We start from the raw sequence: 16,532 nt of genomic DNA on the forward strand, positions 1-16,532 counted from the left end.
CATCACCGTCCTACGAGTCCCATACCGTTGATGATTTTATCAAGCATCTCATCGACGGTCGTAATATTTCGTGCTGCTGCATTATAAGCGTGTTGATACTGAATCATCATCGTCATCTCTTCATCGATCGAGACGGCAGACATCGACATGCGGCGCTGATCCGCACTTTCCATCAAGACAGCAGCACTCTTACCAAGGCGTCCGACCTGATCGGTCGAGACCGCCATATCGCCGATGACGTTTTGATAGAACGAGCCGATCGTCGTCGTCGTTTTCGACTCCGTGAATTCGATGCTCGCTGTCTTCATCTTCGCCAGTTTCAATGCCCCTTGACTATCCCCGATGTTGCCGTCCGTCGACGTCGCGATGTTATCAAGACTCGCCTTGATGTCCGAACCGACGGAGATCGTTGCTGCCGTGATGTCACCGCTTGTTGATGCGAAGAAGGCGTTTGATCCCGCTGTACCATCTTTCTTCAAGTTCGTCGCATGCGCAGCGTTAAAAGCATTCGCGAATGTCTTTGCCATCTCATTGAGTTGACTTTCCATCTTGACGTATTCCCCGACGGCTTTTCCGTCTCGCTCTTGCCCGTACATCTCGATTAGTCCTGATAAACGTCCTGTTGAGAATCCACCGAGCTGATCAAACGTATAGGTTTGTGTCTCAGACTTAAAGCCGGTGTACAGTCCCTGGTCGTTCGTCGTGAACGTCAGTGTCCCCGCTTTCGGTAAATCGGAGTCGACCGCAAGCAACTTATCCCCGTTCGGAAACTTGATGTTGACGTCGATGCGCCCTTCCGCATTGCGCAACGCATTCCCCATCTGTCCTGTTTCGATCGCCTGAGCATCTACTGTCACTTTTTCGAAATCGACATATTGAGCAAGCTCATCAAAGTAACGATCTCGTTCATCGTAAAGCGCGTTCGGCAAAGCACCAAGCGGTTCGACGACATGGATTTCCGTATTGATGTTATGGATTTTTTGTAAGAGGTCGTTGACTTTTTTCGTCGAGACCTCGATTTCACTTTTTAAGTCTGTTTTGACTTGATTGATCGCTTTTGCCATGTAATTGAAGGTCTGCGTGAGAGTCTCCGCCTTTTGTCGGACGACACTGCGTGCACCTGAATCTTGCGGATTCGTCGACAAGGTCTGGAGTGATTCCCAGAATCCATCGAATGCTTTTGCAAGACCGGTGTCAGACGGTTCGTTGATGATATCTTCCATCCGCCCGAATGCCGCTTGTTTCGTACCGTAATAAGAGACCTTCGTCACTTCATCCCGGTACTGCTTATCGAGCATGACGTCCCGAATTCGCTCGAGCATTTCTCCGCGGACCCCAGTTCCGACTTGTCCATTTCGTCCAGATCCAAGTGAAATCGAAAGTTGTTCCGTCGTTCCCATGACGAGACGCTGGCGAGAGAATCCTTCCGTTCCGGCGTTCGCAATATTATTTCCAGTCGATTGCAGAGCCCACTGGTTCGTCGTTAATGCCCGACGCCCTGTCTCAAGCCCCATGAAAGTCGATCCCATCCGTATTCCTCCTTACGCGTTTCGATTGAAGTGTGTCTGGTTCAGTGCGGATTGTCCATACGTGAAATCATCCGCTTCTGGAATCAAGAGTTGGAGATGCCAATCCAAATAATGCAGGGATTGCTCCAGCAACTCCGCGTTCAGTGTGTTCAACTGTCGCAGCTGACCGATCGTCTGCAACAACGTTCGGAGTGAGTCGACATCTTCCGGATGCGTCGCGATCCATTCCGTCATCGTCACACTCCCCATCAGTGCGAGCCGTTCTTGTTCTAGTGCTTCGATCCGCTTGATATGTACCGGTTCTTCTTTGACGATTTCAGATAAACGACGCATGTCATTTGCAATCAAGACCTGCTTCTTTTCTTCTGCGAGCGCAAGTAAATGAGCATGCGCCTCGTTGAGTTGATTGATGAGTTGCATTCGGTTTCTCCTTCCGAATTGAAAAGGTTCCATTCATATAAAAAACGACCCGCGCATCCGTGCCCCGAGTCGCCTCCATTGTCTACGATGTCCAACTTACAGGTTCAAGAAACGTTCCGCGATTTTTTTCGCATCCGGTTTATAGGTTCCATCCTGGATCGCCTGTTTGAGGGATTCAATCTTTTCAGTCCGTGACGACTGTGTCTCGTTGAAACGCGCACGCGCTTCTGTAGAGATACTGACTTCGTCCGGACGATTCGTACGTTGGTTTTTTGTTCCTTCTACTGATTGAGTTCTTTCGTACGTTTTGGGCATGTTCACCCATTTCGTAGAATCAATTCGCATGTGAACACCTGCTTTCTAGACTACAAGATTCTTAGTTCAAGTCCGATACGTCCTTGGTTTCGAAGAGTCAGAAGAGTCAAGCATCGCCTGGGCGAGGTCACGTCGTAAACGATCACGACATGCGGCACAAATCGTGCCTTCACGGGAGGGCTTCCCGCAACTCTCACACATGATTTCCATTTGGGAAATCTCGGAGATCAATAAGCGCCCTTCCTTGATGTAACGGAAGACGGTATCTCGACTAACACCCGTTCCGATCTCGACATCTTTAGGTGAAGTCCGGATTTTTCGTCGTTCTCGCAGAAATTCGCGTACCTTCTCAAAATCCGTATGATCCTTTCGTATGCAATCAATACACAGTTCTGAAGATTGACGCACGACTAACTTCCCGCAAGATTTACAATTGATGACATCCATTTCCTTCACCTCACATAGAGTATCGGCAGGAATGTTGCTTTCTTAAACACTTCGAAATAAAGTTACAGCAGAAATTTCTTTCGCTCCCGCTTCCTTGAGTCGAAACATCGCTTGGCGAAGCGTCGTACCTGTCGTATAGACATCATCGACAAGTACGATGTTCTTCCCCTTGACGTCACTCGTTATGCAAAACGGATTACTACGCGCAAGTCGCGCTTGTCGCCCTGCCTTACTTTGTTCTGGACCATCGAAACGACTTAAACACGGAGCGATCTTTCCACGCATCCGACGCGCGATCAGCTCCGCTTGATTGAAACGACGGTCTGAGAGACGTTCCGCGCTTAACGGAATTGGCACAAGAACTGCTTGCTTGATTTTTACCTTCTTCAAGTCATCGGTAAACATCTCAAGCAACGCACTATCACCGAGAAACTTGAAGCGATGCATGAACTCCTTCGCTGCATCATTGTATAGATAAAGAGGTGCTGTTTGGAGCGTCAGCCCTTGCCTTCGCCATTCTGCGCAGTCTGAACAGCACACTGGACCCGGCTTTCCACAATCGACGCATTCCCCTCTTTTTACAAACTTTATTTTACAGGTCGGACAGGTCACTTGCCTAGTCCAGAGATTTCCGAGTTCCCAACTAGGTAAATAGACCTCTTGACAGAATAGACATCGATTCATGGTCGGACAGCATTTGCTTTCTTGATGTGATGGATCGCTTCGTACATCGCATCACTCCGGTCATTGGCGCAAAATAAAATGTCACCATCCGGGTATGCCGATGATCGTCCGACTCGTCCGCTGATTTGAATCAGGGCTGCCGTACTGAATCCTTGATCCGCATTCAGAATCGCGACTTGAACGTTTTCGATCGTCACCCCCCGCTCAAGAATCGTCGTCGTCAGTAAGATTCCTGTCGACTGTCGAAAACGCTGGACCTTCTCGACTCGTTCCGAGTCTGCAGCATGGACAGTCTCGACGTCATAGCCCGCTGTCGCGAATCGGTTTTGCCATCGCTCGAGCTCCGCGATTCGTGAGACGAAGACGAGCCGGGGTACAGTGCTATGACGCGCCAACCAATCGAACACGATCTGTTCGCTATACGGTACGACGAGCTTTGGAACTGGTAACGGATAGCCATGATAGCGTCGCATCAGCCGAACCGTCGGAAATCGTCGATGCCAAAACGAAGGGGTGGCGCTCAATAAAATCAGTGCAGCATCTTTCGTCATCGCGTGCTTGACGTATCGATGTAACGTCCGGTCGAGTCGGTACGGAAACGCATCGACCTCATCCAAAATGACGACGTCGAAACAATTCCGGTAATGAATCAATTGATGTGTCGTACTGACCGTGATGTCCCCCAGCTCAAGACGGTCCGACGAACCACCATACAAGGAGACGATGGAAGCGTCAGCGAATGCCCGCTTCAAATGTCTCGTCAATTCCCGGACGACGTCTGCCCGTGGTGCTGCGACAAGGACACGGCGTCCGCTGGCGAGAGCGTCTGCAATCCCCGGGAAAAGCATCGGTGTCTTTCCGGCACCACATACGGCATGGACGAAAAGCCGTTTATTAGTTGGAACCGTTCGTTGGATCGCTTGAGCAACGCGTAGTTGTCCCGGCGTCAACGTCAATGGTCCATGTTGTGCCGGTGTCACCGGATCAAGCGCCCGCTGATCCGTCACGAGTCGCCCACAGCTTCGCAGTTTGCCGTAAGCAAGACATTTCCGACAATAATAACAGGCTTTACCACATGTACAGTCTCCTCGCACTGGAAGCGCACCACATCGTTGGCAACGCCATGTCACGGCTGGTCTGAATCGGTATGTCACTTGTGGTGTGTCGATCCATTCAACAGGTACGAGTCGTCCTCGAAGATCCATCGTCATCTCTCCTTTTCTGTTTCGTCTCTTTCTCGCGGACGTCCGTCATCTCCTTGTGAGCGTTCCACTACTCAACTTGAGCTTTTGACTCGCAGAATTCGAGGTAACGTCATACGGTACGGTTTCAACAGGCGTTTCCATATAGTCATCCATCACTTTTGATGATTTTGACAAAACAAAAACAGCAGGTATCCTCATGAAGAGAATTCCTACTGCTTCTGCTTATCTTATTCTGCTGCGTGATACCATGTGACACCGATTGCCCCTGGTCCGAGGTGTGTACCGATGACGGGTCCAAAGACACTCATCTCGATGCGTGCCTGCGGGAAAAGTGCCTTCAGTTCAGCAATCTCTGCTTCTGCTTTCGCAGAATCCTCGGCATGGATGACACCGATGACATAACCGGTACCGTCACCGCGAATATCTTCCTTCATCATTTCCTCAATCCGATTGACTGCCCGCTTAAACGTTCGAATCTTTTCAAACGGAACGATTTTTCCATCAACGAAATGAAGGACCGGCTTGATTTTCAGGAACGAACCGACGAATGCTTGCGCGACACTTAAACGTCCTCCACGCTGGAGGTGTTCGAGATCGTCGACGACGAAATAAGCACGAATCTGTTCCTTTAACGTCTCAAGACGCTGGACGATCGTCTCTGCCGTCGCTCCTGCATCTCGCAAACGAACGGCTTCTTGGACGAGAAACGCTTGCGGCATACAGGAAATACGTGAATCGACTGGATGGACGTTGACATGATCCACCATCATGTTGATCGTATGTAACGCTTGGTACGTTCCGCTGATCCCACTTGATAGTGTAATACCAATGATATCCGTTCCTTCTGGCAACTGCTCGAACGACGACACGAGATCACCGATGTTCGGTTGTGAGGTCGTTGGGAGACTGCCCGTCTGGATGCGTTCATAAAATTCCGCTACCGAGATATCAAACCCTTCCCGGTAGGCGTCACCGTCGAAGATGACACTAAGTGGTGCGACGTGCACTTGATGTTCTTCACAATAGGTAGTTGGCAGATAGGCTGTGCTATCCGTTAAGATCACAATCTGGCTCATCCGTGAATTTCCTCGCTTTTATAGTTCCGTCGTGACGCTGCCAAATGTGACACGCCACAATCGCTTTTAAGTGTAGCATTTTTTACTGGATAAAAAAAGAAAGACGGAAGCGGGAGCTCCTGTCTTTCGAGATATTAAACGACGACCCATCCACGACGGATGGACTCGACGACAGCACCGGTCCGGTCCGGCACATTCATCTTCCGGAGGATCGATGAAACGTGGTTTTTGACCGTCTTTTCACTGATGTATAACGTATCGCTGATCGCACGGTTCGAGAAACCGTCCGCTAACAATTGCAAGACTTCACATTCGCGACGCGTCAAGACGTGGAGTGGTGCTTCCGCGACTCGTTTTTCAACAGGTTGCGACGCCATCGTTTGTTTCATCTTCATCAAACGACGGTATTCCTGCAATAAGTTCGGTGTGACTTTCGGGTGGACATATCCACCTTCGCGGTACACGGAACGAATCGCATTGACGAGTTCATCCGTTGCCATTTCCTTTAAGAGGTAACCGACTGCGCCGGCACCCAGGGCGTGCATGACATACGTCTCATCATCATGAATCGATAAGATGATGACACGCACATCAGGATAGACTTCCATCAGACGTTTTGTTGCTTCAACACCGTTGACTTGCGGCATGTTGATATCCATTAAGACGATATCCGGTTGATGGGTTTCGACGAGCGAGATGACTTCTGCTCCGCTTTCCCCTTCCGCTACGACGACGAACTCTTCTTCGAAATCAAGAATTCGTTTAACGCCTTCGCGGAATAACTGATGATCGTCGACGATGACTACTTTCACTTGCTCGTTGTTCACAGTGTTTCCCCTCTCGCTTCGGATTCCTCGATTGGAATCTTGACCTTGATGACCGTACCTTTTCCGGGCTGCGTCTCGATATCGAATTCACCATCGATCAATTCGATTCGTTCACGCATACCAACGAGTCCGAATGACTCGTCGCACGATGCGACGATGGAATCGAAATCAAATCCAACGCCATTGTCCTTCACGTGGATTCGTACGGAATGTTGATATTGTTCTATGATAATACGAATGTCACTCGCTTTGGAATGCTTAACTGCATTTTGGACGGCTTCTTGGACGATTCGGAAGACAGCAACTTCATACGTCGAATCGATCCGTTCACCGCCTCCTAGATAATTGAAGTGAACCGGAATATTCGAAATTTCTTGAATATGGCGAAGATAACGTTCGAGCGTCGGAACGAATCCGAGATCGTCAAGCGTCATCGGACGTAAATCGTATATGATACGGCGGATATCGGCAAGTCCATCCCGAATCAACGTCCGTAAACGGTGAATCTCTTCAAAAGCTGCCTCTGCCCCATTATGCTGGTGAATCTTTTCAATCAAATCAGCCCGGATCAAAACGTGGGCAAGCGTCTGCGCCGGACCATCGTGCATGTCGCGCGACAAGCGGCGGCGTTCATTTTCGGCGGACTGGAAGACTTTTAGACCCATCTCCTGTTTTTGCATCGCCTTTTCATATTTTTCATTCATCATCTGCATATCGTCCGTCAAGAAGTTGAGGACGACCGAGACACGTCCAATCAATTGATCTGCTCGTTCAATCGTCTCATCGAGCTGAATCAGTCGGCGTTCGAGCTCATCGCGGCGCTTTCGGCAATTCATCTCATCTCGTTGATTGATGAACGATTCGAGTTGTAACGCGTTCGCTGTCTCGTAGGCCGACCGGACATCCTGTTCCGAGTAGCTGTCGAAGTTCTTACTGACGACGACGAGTCGCGCCTTTGCATCCTTGATATGGCGTTCGAGTCGTTCTGCTTCTTTTATATAGTCGTGCACCCGAATTTTCAGGTCGCGCAGTTCTTGCTGGATTTCGGCATATTGTTCGCGAGAACTTTCCGTGATCCGGACGATTTCTTCCCGACTCTCTTCTACGACGCCGATGATGTTCTGTACGATATCATTCAAGGATAGCCGCTCCCTCATCTCATTCGTCATGGTATTCCCTCCATTCCTTGCCAGTCGTCTACGGTTGTCTCTCTCTTGGAACGTCGTTATGCTAGAAAGAACTAGTTAACGAGGAGGACATTTTTGATTATGACATTATCTAATTATTATACAGTAAAAGAAAACGGTTTCCACGAAATCATTATCCAAAAGTCTCGATTCATCACTTATTTAGCTCGCGCAACGACGGAAGAACAAGCCCAGGCGTTCATTTCCGAGCTGAAAAAAAAACATCACGATGCGAACCATAACTGCTCCGCCTACGTCATCGGTGAGCGTAATGAGATTCAAAAAGCGAATGATGACGGTGAACCGAGCGGAACAGCTGGTGTTCCGATGCTCGAAGTCTTGAAGAAGCGTGACTTACGCGATACGGTCGTCGTCGTGACACGGTATTTCGGCGGCATCAAGCTCGGTGGTGGTGGATTGATTCGCGCGTATGGTTCAAGTGTCTCTGAAGCACTGAACGCAGTCGGTGTCGTCGAACGGATCGAACATACCGTCGTTTCCGTCAACGTCGACTACACATGGCTCGGAAAGCTCGAGAACGAATTACGAGCGAGTGTTCATCCGATTGATCAGATCCATTACCTCGATCAAGTCCAGATCGACGTCCTCGTCAAGACAGCCGATGTCTCCGATTTTCTCGACTGGATGACGAACATGACGAACGGTCAAGCCAATTTGTCAAGCGGCTCTACTCGTTACCTCGAACGTGACATTATTTCCTGACCTGATATACTGATTGTAAAGAATTTTAAAGTTTTTTAAAAATTCAGTTAAAGTTAGGAGTTAATAAAGGTGGAAGAGCGAACCCGCAGTAATAAAAAAAAGATAAAGAAAAAACGTTCTTGGTTTAAGGTGTTCGTGATCAGTTTTCTGGTCGTGCTCGTCGGTGGAGGTGCAACCTTCGCTTACGTCGCGTATAAGACGTTCCAGACCGCAAACGATGCAAATGTCGATTTAGCACGCGGTGACAAGTCCGAGAAACGAGAAGCTGCCATTGACTTGACGAAAGATCACTTTTCCGTTCTGCTCGTCGGAACGGATGAACGACCTGGCGACACCTCATCCCGTGCTGATACAATGATTGTCGCGACATTCAACAAGGACGATCAGACCGTTGACATGGTCAGCATTCCCCGTGATTCACTCGTCGAAATCCCTTCTGTCGGTTACGAGGATAAAATCAACCACTCTTATGCCTTTGGGGGCATCGATTCAACGATTGAAACGGTCGAGACGTTGCTCGATATTCCAATCGATTATTATGCATCGATCAACTTCAATGGTGTCGTCGCGATCGTCGACGCATTAGGCGGCATCGATGTCGATGTCAAGTTACCGATCGATACACTCGATTCATCCGATAAGCGCAACGGCGTTAAATTGGAACCGGGTCAACAGACGTTGAACGGAGAGGAAGCGCTCGCCTATGCCCGAATGCGTTATCAAGATCCTGAAGGAGATATTGGTCGGACAAAACGGCAACAACAGATCGTCGAAGCCATTATCGATCAGTCGACATCCTTCGGTTCAATCACCAAACTAAATACCCTGATGGACGCGACGGGAGACAATTTCCGGACGAACATGTCGTTGACGGAAGCGTTCCAACTGCAACCGTTCATCAAAAAAATCGGTTCCATCAACCGAATCGATCTTAAAGGAACGGACACGAAAATTAACGGGGTCTATTACTACCAGCTTGATCAAACTTCATTGGCTGACGCGAAGACGACATTGAAGGAACAACTCAATTTGCCAATTGATGAGACGACAGACAGCATCACGTCGGAGGCTGCAGATGATTCGTTCACTCCAAGCAACTGATCATGCGTCACTACTGGAAGTACAACGTCGCGCTTATCAGATAGAAGCCGCATTACTCAATGCGACTGATTTCCCGCCCTTACGCGAAACGATCGATGAGATCGACGTTGAAGCGCCGATCGGTTTCGTTTACGTCATTGATGACGACATGGTTGGTGCTGTTACGATTAATGACGGGACGATCACTCGACTCGTCGTGGATCCGCCATACTTCCGTCAAGGAATCGCACAATCCTTGCTGCATCACGTGATGGAGCGACATCACACAAGACACGTCATGACCGGTGCACGTAATCTGCCAGCGCTTTCGCTCTACACTCGTTTCGGCTTCACGGAAGTCCGGCGCGAGTGGCGTAGCGGAATCGAACTTATCTTTTTAACACGCACCTGACTTTTAGGAACAACAAAGAAGCAGTAGACACCGGGTCTACTGCTTCTTTGTTGTTTAGAAGAAAAGAAATCCGAGAGCGGCTCCGATTAACACGATTCGTAACGGCGACTGTTTATAAAAACGAAGTAAACAGAACAAACCGAAGGCAATCAAGAAATCAAGACCACTTTTGATACTTGACGTAAAGATTGGATCATAAAGAGCAGCAAGCAAGATACCAACAACGGCAGCATTGACGCCAATCAACATGCGTCCGACTGCTTGATTCTTCCGAATACGATCCCAGTACGGTAAAACACCGATGACGAGTAGGAATCCTGGCAGGAAGATGGCGAGCGTCGCAAGAAGACCACCGGATACACCAGAGACGATCGTACCGAGATACGTCGCGAACGTAAAGAGTGGTCCCGGTACCGCCTGTGCAGCAGCGTAACCAGCAAGGAACGTATCCGTGTTCATCAGCCCAGGTACGAGTGTCTGCTCAAGGAATGGCAAGACGACATGTCCGCCACCAAAAACAAGGGCACCAGCACTGTACATGATACTCGTCAGTTGGACGGTTCCCGTCGCAGATTGCGCGAGAAACGGTGTGACGGCAAGTAAGACGAAGAATAAGACGAGTGCTGAGATGCTAAATAGGCGTGGTACGCGAATCGACAAGGATCCACCCGTCTCCGTCTCTTCTTTGAACCAGAAGAACGCAAGAAGACCTGCGAGCAACAAGACACTAACTTGCGCCAGTGGATGTGCGATCAAGAGTACGCCTGCTAGCGCTAATAGCATCAACGTCATCCGTTTGACGCCTGTCGCAAGTTTCATTCCCATGCCAAGGACGGCGTCAGCAACGATTGCGACAGCGACGAGTTTCAAGCCATGAATGAATCCGGCTTCCGCGACATCGAATTGTGTCGCAAGAATCGCGAAGAGAATCAAAGCGATACTCGACGGCAACGTAAAGCCGACGAAGGAAATGATTGCCCCTGCTACACCTCCACGAATCAGACCGATTCCCATTCCGACCTGACTCGAAGCGGGACCCGGGAGGAATTGACAGAGCGCTACTAAGTCAGCATACGCTTTCTCATCAATCCATTTTTTCCGTTTGACATATTCTTCATAAAAATACCCGAGATGGGCGACCGGACCTCCGAACGACGTCAATCCGAGCTTAAGCGATACAAGAAAGATTTCAATTAAACGATGCATGTTTCACCTCCATCCTTCATTCTACATAAAAGATGTTAAGTTCTTGTGAACTTCAACGGTTTTTCTTTCCATAAGTCCCTTTTCGCCACAATTTCTCCATGGGACCTTGTGGATGAGACTGGAGATATCTGTTTGAAGCAACACCTTGTGCGATCAAAAGCAGGAAAACGAGTAACAGTCCTTGCCATAACGGTGTCGTTCCATGTTGTCCACTGAAGAAGACGAACACGGTAAAGACGACTGTATGCATCAAGTAATTCGTCAACGCCATCCGTCCCAGTCCAGCAAACCATTGCATGCGTCCAGCACGAACGAGTAGCGCGACGGCACAAGCATAGGTGATCGCAAGCGTGCGTCCTGAGAGCCAGACGTAAAATAGATTGATGGATCCGTCTGGTACGTCAGCATGTGCTTGTATGATTCCAGCGAACGATGGAAGTGTCAGTAATAAGCTAATCCCGAGCGTCCACCACAGGAAACGATTCGTCGGTGGCGCTGCGCTGAAGCGTTCCATCAAATAGGCTCCAATCAAGAACAGCGATAGAATTTCTGGCCAAATGACACCGGAATTCATGAGGGCTTCCGGTAATTGAACTGTCGCGTGATGTGATAAAAATCCGAGAAGATCGCGCGATGCGACGAACGACTGAAGTGTCTTATCCAGTTCGACGACGGGAGCGTCGCCGAGTTGACGAGCCCCAAAGAAAATAAGCAGGTAGAGCAAAAGGGCATAGATTTGAAATGCTATCGCAAACAAGAGTTTCGTGACCGGCTTTGTTTTGGCGAATAATAACAAAATGAAACCCGTCAACGCATACGTATGTAAGATATCTCCCTGCCAGACGAGCAGGTGCAAAAGACCAATGATGAGCAGAATTCCGAGACGCCTTGCGAAGATCGTCATCGGTAGACCACGTTGTCGCAACCGATTGATGAACAGATAAAAACCGGCTCCAAAAAGAACACTAAACAGGGTATAGAATTTCGTCTGGATGAAGAGATCGAAAATAAGACGAATCGATTGATCCATCTCCCCCATCATCGCATTCGGTCGATCACCGAGAAAACTCGGCATGTTGACGAATAAAATCCCACATAATGCAAAACCACGCAACACATCCAAATAGACGATGCGTTGATTCAATGATTGATTCATTCCAACACTCCCTTTCTGAAAAAAGACCGCTCACACGGATGAGCGGTCTTTTTTGATATACGTTATTTCGATGTAAAACGTTCCAACAAATTCAACAATGGTCGATAACGTTCGCCAAGCAAACCGAGCGACTCGACGAGAATGTCAAGAACGAGCAACAGCATGACGAGTGAGACGAGGGCACCGATCGAATTCGTCTGCGAGAACAGAATCGCCGTCATTCCGAAGATGGCACAGAGTCCATAGATGACGAGCACGGCTTGGCGCATCGTAAAGCCGAGATCAAGCAATCGGTGATGCAGATGGGCCTTATCCGGCGCAAATGGTGGTTTTCCTTGCAATACCCGTCGAACGATCGCAAACAACGTGTCGGAAATCGGGATCCCAAGCAAAATGACCGGAACGGCAAGCGAGAACAACGTCACGTTCTTGAATCCAAGGAGTGATAACACACCAAGCATATAGCCGAGGAACAAGGCACCGGTATCACCCATGAAAATCTTCGCTGGGTAGAAGTTATGAAACAGAAAACCGAACGTACTCATCAATAAGAGAATCGCGACGATCGTCACGTAGACGTTTCCTTGAATGACGGCAAGACTGATCAATGTCAACAAGACGATACTCGAGACACCCGCTGCTAACCCGTCTAGTCCATCAATCAAGTTGACGGCATTCGTGATCCCGATGACCCAAAGGAACGTCAGCGGAACACTCCACCATCCGAGATATAACTGCTGGTCGAACGGTAGATTGATGAACTCGATTCGGATCCCACCGTTTAGGACGATGACGGCAGCAACGATTTGCCCCATCAGCTTCAAACGAGCATTGAGTTGGAATCGATCATCCAGTGCACCGGTCAAAATAATAACGAACCCACCGACTAAAATGTGCGTCGCATACGGACTCGAAGGTTGTAAGATGAAATAACCGATCATGAAGGCGATATAGATCGCTAATCCGCCAAGTCGCGGCATGATTCGGACGTGTACTTTTCGCGCGTCCGGACTGTCAACGGCACCGACTGCAATCGCAAAGCGTTTCACGACGGGTGTGATCAGTAAGGCGGCGATAAAACAGACGATGGACGCAGTCCATAACATAGTAACATCACGCTCCTGCGCGAATTATATCATAAAAAAAAAGAGCCGACGAGCGGCTCTTACATGAAGATTGGTACTTCAGCAGCTGGATCATATGTATAGATACCGCGCCCGACTTTTTTGATGGCAGGGTTTGCCTGTTCGACTTTCGCCATCAATTGGTAGATGTTACTAATTTGGTGACGGTAACGCAATTCAAGCTCCATTTGGATGTCGCGTGCTGTCATCGATTCACGCTCGCGCATCAAATCGCTGATTTGGTGCACGTAGACTTCTAGCGGGTACCGTTGGTTGACGCGACGTTGTTTTAACGGACGCTCATGCGTGACGGCGACTTCTTGCGAATGTTCTCCCGTTCCACGGCTTAATTCCGAGATCAGATACTCGGCACGCCGCTGTAAGCGACGGTATTCCTCTTCGATTTCCATTAGTTCGCGGTAGATATGTTCACTGTTACCCATTCCTTGCCCCTCTTTCCTTTTTTATACATTAATGTTTCAATCGTGTTTCATTTGTATGTATTTTGAAATATTTTAAACTATAATTTGCCTTGATAATATATAATTTCTTTAATTATTTAATTATCCTGTAATATTTTCATATCCTTACCGATAAATTGGCTACACCTCATATTAACAGAAAGGAATGAAAACGGAACATATAATTTCGACATTTAACTATTTTAATAATACTTAAGTTCTACTAATTCAATATATATCTTTCTTATTTTACCGAAAAGGAGACTGGGAATTTAATGGGCAAATTACCTAAAACACTTCGGACCGCTCTAGTACTTTCGTTGGTATCCGGTTGCTTCGCCTCTACTTCTTCTACTGTATCGGCTGCTTCTGGTACAACCTTTACGAAAACCTCGTATCAGACGACGGATGCTTTGAATCTACGTAGCTCGAATTCGACGTCTTCTAAAAAATTGTTGACGATCCCAAAGACGACGAAAGTCACCTCGAGCTATCGAAAAGGCTCTTGGTATAAGTTGTCATATAAAGGAAAAACGGGCTATGTGACTGGATCTTATCTGAAAAAGATCGAGAGTGGCACTTCTTTTTCGAAGACGTCTTATAAGACGACGGATGCGCTATCCTTACGCAGTGCGGCAACGACATCTTCCACTCGATTACTGACGATTCCTAAAGGCGCCGGTGTACAATCAAGTTTCAAAAGCGGGAATTGGTACAAAGTGATCTATGCAAATAAGACGGGTTATGTTTCTGGCTCTTATTTAAAGAAAGTGACTACACCAGCCAAAACGACGGTCTATACGACGACGGATCGCTTGAATTTCCGTTCGTCTCCTTCGACATCCGGAAACGTCCTGACGACGATTCCAAGTGGAACTGCCGTCCATTCCCTCGCCGTTAAATCGAATTGGCACACGGTCCAGTACCAAGGGAAAACGGGGTATGTCATGGGAACGTATCTGAAGAAAGGGACTTCCGTTCCTGCCTCGACGACTGGAAACGTCGATTATAGTGGTTCAAAGATGTATGTGTTGATCCCGTCAGGCAATAGTGTCGCGCTTCGTGCGAGCGCGTCGACGCTCAGTGGTCAAATCGCTCGTCTTGGACGCGGTACTCCTGTCGTCGTCACGAATCCGCGTCATCAAACGAAAGGCTTCGTTGCTGTCCGGACGGCAAGTGGTCAAAGCGGTTATGTCGATGCGACGTATCTGACGTTGTTCCAACCGGCACCATCGAATCGTCCACTTCTCGTCCTTGATCCGGGTCACGGCGGACACGACGCAGGTGCAGTTCGTTACGGCGTTGCTGAACGCGACATCGTCCTTGCTGTCACGAAACAAGTTGCCGAGCGTCTTGCCGGAAAAGTCGATGTGACGATGTCACGCTATACGAACGACTACTATCCGTCACTTGGAGAGCGAAGTGCCCTTGCGAACAGTCATGCAACGACTGCTTTCGTCAGTGTCCACATCAATGCTTCAACGAGTATGCAAGCATACGGAGCAGAGACCTTCTACTATAAAGGCGCATCTTCGATCAACCTTGCTCGTAATGTCCAACAACGCCTCGTCTCCTACGCCGGCATGCGCGACCGAAGCGTTCACTATGCGAACTATGCCGTCATTCGTGGTACGAAAGCACCGTCGATTCTAGCGGAACTCGGGTTCCTCTCGAACAGCGCGGATCGTGCGAAACTGACGAACGCATCGTATCAGTCACGTTACGCGCAAGCAATCGCAGACGGTATTCTCGCCTCACTTTAAATCAACGCCATATCAAAAAGGATCGCTCAGGGAAGCGATCCTTTTTGCATACACATAACTTTCAAGGAATGTCCTTCACCATCAGGGAATGGTTCAGACAAAGGAGCGACTAGCGAGGATTTGCTCAAGGGATAGCAAATCTGTCGAATCGACACGATAGTCTGCCTCATGGAGCGCCGACTCCGGTCCAACTCCGACGGCATACATGCCGGCAGCGTGGATGGCAGTGATGCCAGCTGTCGCATCTTCTACACCGATGCAACGGCTCGGTTCGACGTCGAGTGCTTCTGCAGCACGGAGAAACACTTCAGGGTGTGGTTTCGATTGTGCAACGGTCGCAGCGTCTACGATGTCATCGAAATAGTGTCGGACCTTTAGTGCCTCGACGACCATCAGCGCATTTTTAGAGGCGGACGCCATTCCGATCTTCAGTCCAGCGTTTCGGATTTCATCGAGGAATGCAGTGATTCCAGGAAGAAGATCCTGTTCAGAGATATGTTGGATCAATGTGACGTAGTGTTCGTTTTTCTTCGCAGCAAGTGCTAGCTTCTCTTCCTCCGAAAAAGCGTTCTGTTTTCCACCAAGCGCAAGGATACGCTCGAGTGAATCCATCCGGCTGACACCTTTTAATGTCTCATTGAATTCCCGGTCGAACGGGATATCCAAATCCTCTCCAAGTTGTTTCCACGCTAAGTAATGATACTCTGCTGTATCGGTAATTACGCCGTCTAAATCAAAAATGACCGCTTCGATCGTTGGTGCCATCCGACATCCATCCTTTCTTCCATCGTCCATGAAAGGCAAGAAATCGAATGACTTTGCGCAAACGATTGCACTTGCCTTATGAATAATTTTACTGGTTCTTCCGAATCTTTGCAAGCGTTATCAAATATTTCTGATTTTCTATTTTTAAGCAC

The 16,532-nt window shown here is 48.6% G+C and carries 17 protein-coding genes; 4 read left to right on the plus strand and 13 right to left on the minus strand.

The features are described from left to right. Positions 1 to 2 precede the first annotated feature (2 nt). The 8 genes from flgK to K7G97_RS13550 form a co-directional block, all read right to left on the minus strand. Positions 3 to 1,529, minus strand: coding sequence for a flagellar hook-associated protein FlgK (flgK, locus tag K7G97_RS13515; RefSeq protein WP_223040783.1), 1,527 nt, complete (start codon positions 1,527 to 1,529; stop codon positions 3 to 5). Positions 1,530 to 1,541: 12 nt separating this feature from the next. Then, a complete protein-coding gene (locus tag K7G97_RS13520) occupies positions 1,542 to 1,949 on the minus strand; it encodes a flagellar protein FlgN (protein ID WP_047393189.1) in 408 nt (135 codons plus the stop codon). 96 nt (positions 1,950 to 2,045) lie between these two features. Next, positions 2,046 to 2,294, minus strand: a complete 249-nt coding sequence (flgM, locus tag K7G97_RS13525) for a flagellar biosynthesis anti-sigma factor FlgM (RefSeq protein ID WP_047393186.1) — start codon at positions 2,292 to 2,294, stop codon at positions 2,046 to 2,048. Between the two features lie 459 nt (positions 2,295 to 2,753). After that, entirely contained in the window at positions 2,754 to 3,158 is a 405-nt protein-coding gene (locus K7G97_RS17510; protein WP_262415754.1) for a ComF family protein, read from the minus strand. Positions 3,159 to 3,391: 233 nt separating this feature from the next. Beyond that, positions 3,392 to 4,600 carry a helicase-related protein gene (locus tag K7G97_RS13535; RefSeq protein WP_223040785.1) on the minus strand — a complete coding sequence of 403 codons (1,209 nt, stop codon included), beginning with the start codon at positions 4,598 to 4,600 and terminating at the stop codon, positions 3,392 to 3,394. A 227-nt stretch (positions 4,601 to 4,827) separates the two neighbouring features. Then, entirely contained in the window at positions 4,828 to 5,676 is an 849-nt protein-coding gene (locus K7G97_RS13540) for a DegV family protein (protein WP_047393177.1), read from the minus strand. Between the two features lie 134 nt (positions 5,677 to 5,810). Further along, positions 5,811 to 6,503, minus strand: a complete 693-nt coding sequence (locus K7G97_RS13545; RefSeq protein ID WP_029342537.1) for a response regulator — start codon at positions 6,501 to 6,503, stop codon at positions 5,811 to 5,813. Beyond that, on the minus strand, positions 6,500 to 7,672 hold the full coding sequence (locus K7G97_RS13550; protein ID WP_029342538.1) for a sensor histidine kinase: 1,173 nt from the start codon (positions 7,670 to 7,672) through the stop codon (positions 6,500 to 6,502). Before K7G97_RS13550 ends, K7G97_RS13545 begins: the two co-directional genes overlap by 4 nt. Positions 7,673 to 7,771: 99 nt before the next feature. Between K7G97_RS13550 and K7G97_RS13555 the strand changes: the two genes are divergently transcribed. The 3 genes from K7G97_RS13555 to K7G97_RS13565 all read left to right on the plus strand — a co-directional run bounded on the left by K7G97_RS13555 (position 7,772) and on the right by K7G97_RS13565 (position 9,905). After that, positions 7,772 to 8,413: a YigZ family protein gene (locus K7G97_RS13555; protein WP_223040786.1), complete on the plus strand. Its 642-nt coding sequence runs from the start codon at positions 7,772 to 7,774 to the stop codon at positions 8,411 to 8,413. 135 nt (positions 8,414 to 8,548) lie between these two features. After that, positions 8,549 to 9,514, plus strand: a complete 966-nt coding sequence (locus K7G97_RS13560; RefSeq protein ID WP_262415755.1) for an LCP family protein — start codon at positions 8,549 to 8,551, stop codon at positions 9,512 to 9,514. Then, positions 9,489 to 9,905 carry a GNAT family N-acetyltransferase gene (locus K7G97_RS13565; protein ID WP_223040788.1) on the plus strand — a complete coding sequence of 139 codons (417 nt, stop codon included), beginning with the start codon at positions 9,489 to 9,491 and terminating at the stop codon, positions 9,903 to 9,905. The genes K7G97_RS13560 and K7G97_RS13565 overlap by 26 nt, the downstream gene beginning before the upstream one ends. 54 nt (positions 9,906 to 9,959) lie before the next feature. Here the strand turns inward: K7G97_RS13565 and chrA are convergent, their stop codons facing one another. From chrA to K7G97_RS13585, 4 genes are all read right to left on the minus strand, one after another. Then, complete coding sequence (gene chrA, locus K7G97_RS13570) at positions 9,960 to 11,111, minus strand: chromate efflux transporter (RefSeq protein ID WP_223040789.1); 1,152 nt, start codon at positions 11,109 to 11,111, stop codon at positions 9,960 to 9,962. 52 nt (positions 11,112 to 11,163) lie between these two features. Further along, positions 11,164 to 12,267 (minus strand): DUF418 domain-containing protein, encoded by a 1,104-nt coding sequence (locus K7G97_RS13575; RefSeq protein ID WP_223040790.1) that lies wholly within the window; start codon positions 12,265 to 12,267, stop codon positions 11,164 to 11,166. Between the two features lie 62 nt (positions 12,268 to 12,329). Next, complete coding sequence (locus tag K7G97_RS13580; protein WP_029342543.1) at positions 12,330 to 13,373, minus strand: glycosyltransferase family 4 protein; 1,044 nt, start codon at positions 13,371 to 13,373, stop codon at positions 12,330 to 12,332. A 59-nt stretch (positions 13,374 to 13,432) separates the two neighbouring features. Then, complete coding sequence (locus K7G97_RS13585) at positions 13,433 to 13,834, minus strand: Rok-like winged helix domain-containing protein (protein WP_029342544.1); 402 nt, start codon at positions 13,832 to 13,834, stop codon at positions 13,433 to 13,435. Between the two features lie 293 nt (positions 13,835 to 14,127). Between K7G97_RS13585 and K7G97_RS13590 the strand changes: the two genes are divergently transcribed. Continuing rightward, the gene (locus tag K7G97_RS13590) at positions 14,128 to 15,615 is read left to right on the plus strand and encodes an N-acetylmuramoyl-L-alanine amidase family protein (RefSeq protein ID WP_223040791.1); all 1,488 of its coding nucleotides are present in this window, start codon (positions 14,128 to 14,130) and stop codon (positions 15,613 to 15,615) included. Between the two features lie 93 nt (positions 15,616 to 15,708). On the opposite strand, the gene pgmB is transcribed toward K7G97_RS13590, so the two are convergent. After that, entirely contained in the window at positions 15,709 to 16,380 is a 672-nt protein-coding gene (gene pgmB, locus K7G97_RS13595; protein WP_223040792.1) for a beta-phosphoglucomutase, read from the minus strand. Positions 16,381 to 16,532: the final 152 nt, after the last annotated feature.

The organism is Exiguobacterium acetylicum (assembly GCF_019890935.1).
GTDB lineage: Bacteria > Bacillota > Bacilli > Exiguobacteriales > Exiguobacteriaceae > Exiguobacterium_A > Exiguobacterium_A abrahamii.

Excerpts from the sequence above, each read along its gene's own strand:
- K7G97_RS13585 (WP_029342544.1), bottom strand. The coding sequence starts at position 13,834 with ATGGGTAACAGTGAACATATCTACCGCGAACTAATGGAAATCGAAGAG.
- K7G97_RS13550 (WP_029342538.1), bottom strand. The coding sequence starts at position 7,672 with ATGACGAATGAGATGAGGGAGCGGCTATCCTTGAATGATATCGTACAG.
- K7G97_RS13590 (WP_223040791.1), top strand. The coding sequence starts at position 14,128 with ATGGGCAAATTACCTAAAACACTTCGGACCGCTCTAGTACTTTCGTTG.
- K7G97_RS13520 (WP_047393189.1), bottom strand. The coding sequence starts at position 1,949 with ATGCAACTCATCAATCAACTCAACGAGGCGCATGCTCATTTACTTGCG.
- K7G97_RS13555 (WP_223040786.1), top strand. The coding sequence starts at position 7,772 with ATGACATTATCTAATTATTATACAGTAAAAGAAAACGGTTTCCACGAA.
- flgM (WP_047393186.1), bottom strand. The coding sequence starts at position 2,294 with ATGCGAATTGATTCTACGAAATGGGTGAACATGCCCAAAACGTACGAA.
- K7G97_RS13575 (WP_223040790.1), bottom strand. The coding sequence starts at position 12,267 with ATGAATCAATCATTGAATCAACGCATCGTCTATTTGGATGTGTTGCGT.
- K7G97_RS13535 (WP_223040785.1), bottom strand. The coding sequence starts at position 4,600 with ATGGATCTTCGAGGACGACTCGTACCTGTTGAATGGATCGACACACCA.
- chrA (WP_223040789.1), bottom strand. The coding sequence starts at position 11,111 with ATGCATCGTTTAATTGAAATCTTTCTTGTATCGCTTAAGCTCGGATTG.
- flgK (WP_223040783.1), bottom strand. The coding sequence starts at position 1,529 with ATGGGATCGACTTTCATGGGGCTTGAGACAGGGCGTCGGGCATTAACG.
- K7G97_RS13580 (WP_029342543.1), bottom strand. The coding sequence starts at position 13,373 with ATGTTATGGACTGCGTCCATCGTCTGTTTTATCGCCGCCTTACTGATC.
- K7G97_RS13565 (WP_223040788.1), top strand. The coding sequence starts at position 9,489 with ATGATTCGTTCACTCCAAGCAACTGATCATGCGTCACTACTGGAAGTA.
- pgmB (WP_223040792.1), bottom strand. The coding sequence starts at position 16,380 with ATGGCACCAACGATCGAAGCGGTCATTTTTGATTTAGACGGCGTAATT.
- K7G97_RS13540 (WP_047393177.1), bottom strand. The coding sequence starts at position 5,676 with ATGAGCCAGATTGTGATCTTAACGGATAGCACAGCCTATCTGCCAACT.
- K7G97_RS17510 (WP_262415754.1), bottom strand. The coding sequence starts at position 3,158 with ATGCATCGCTTCAAGTTTCTCGGTGATAGTGCGTTGCTTGAGATGTTT.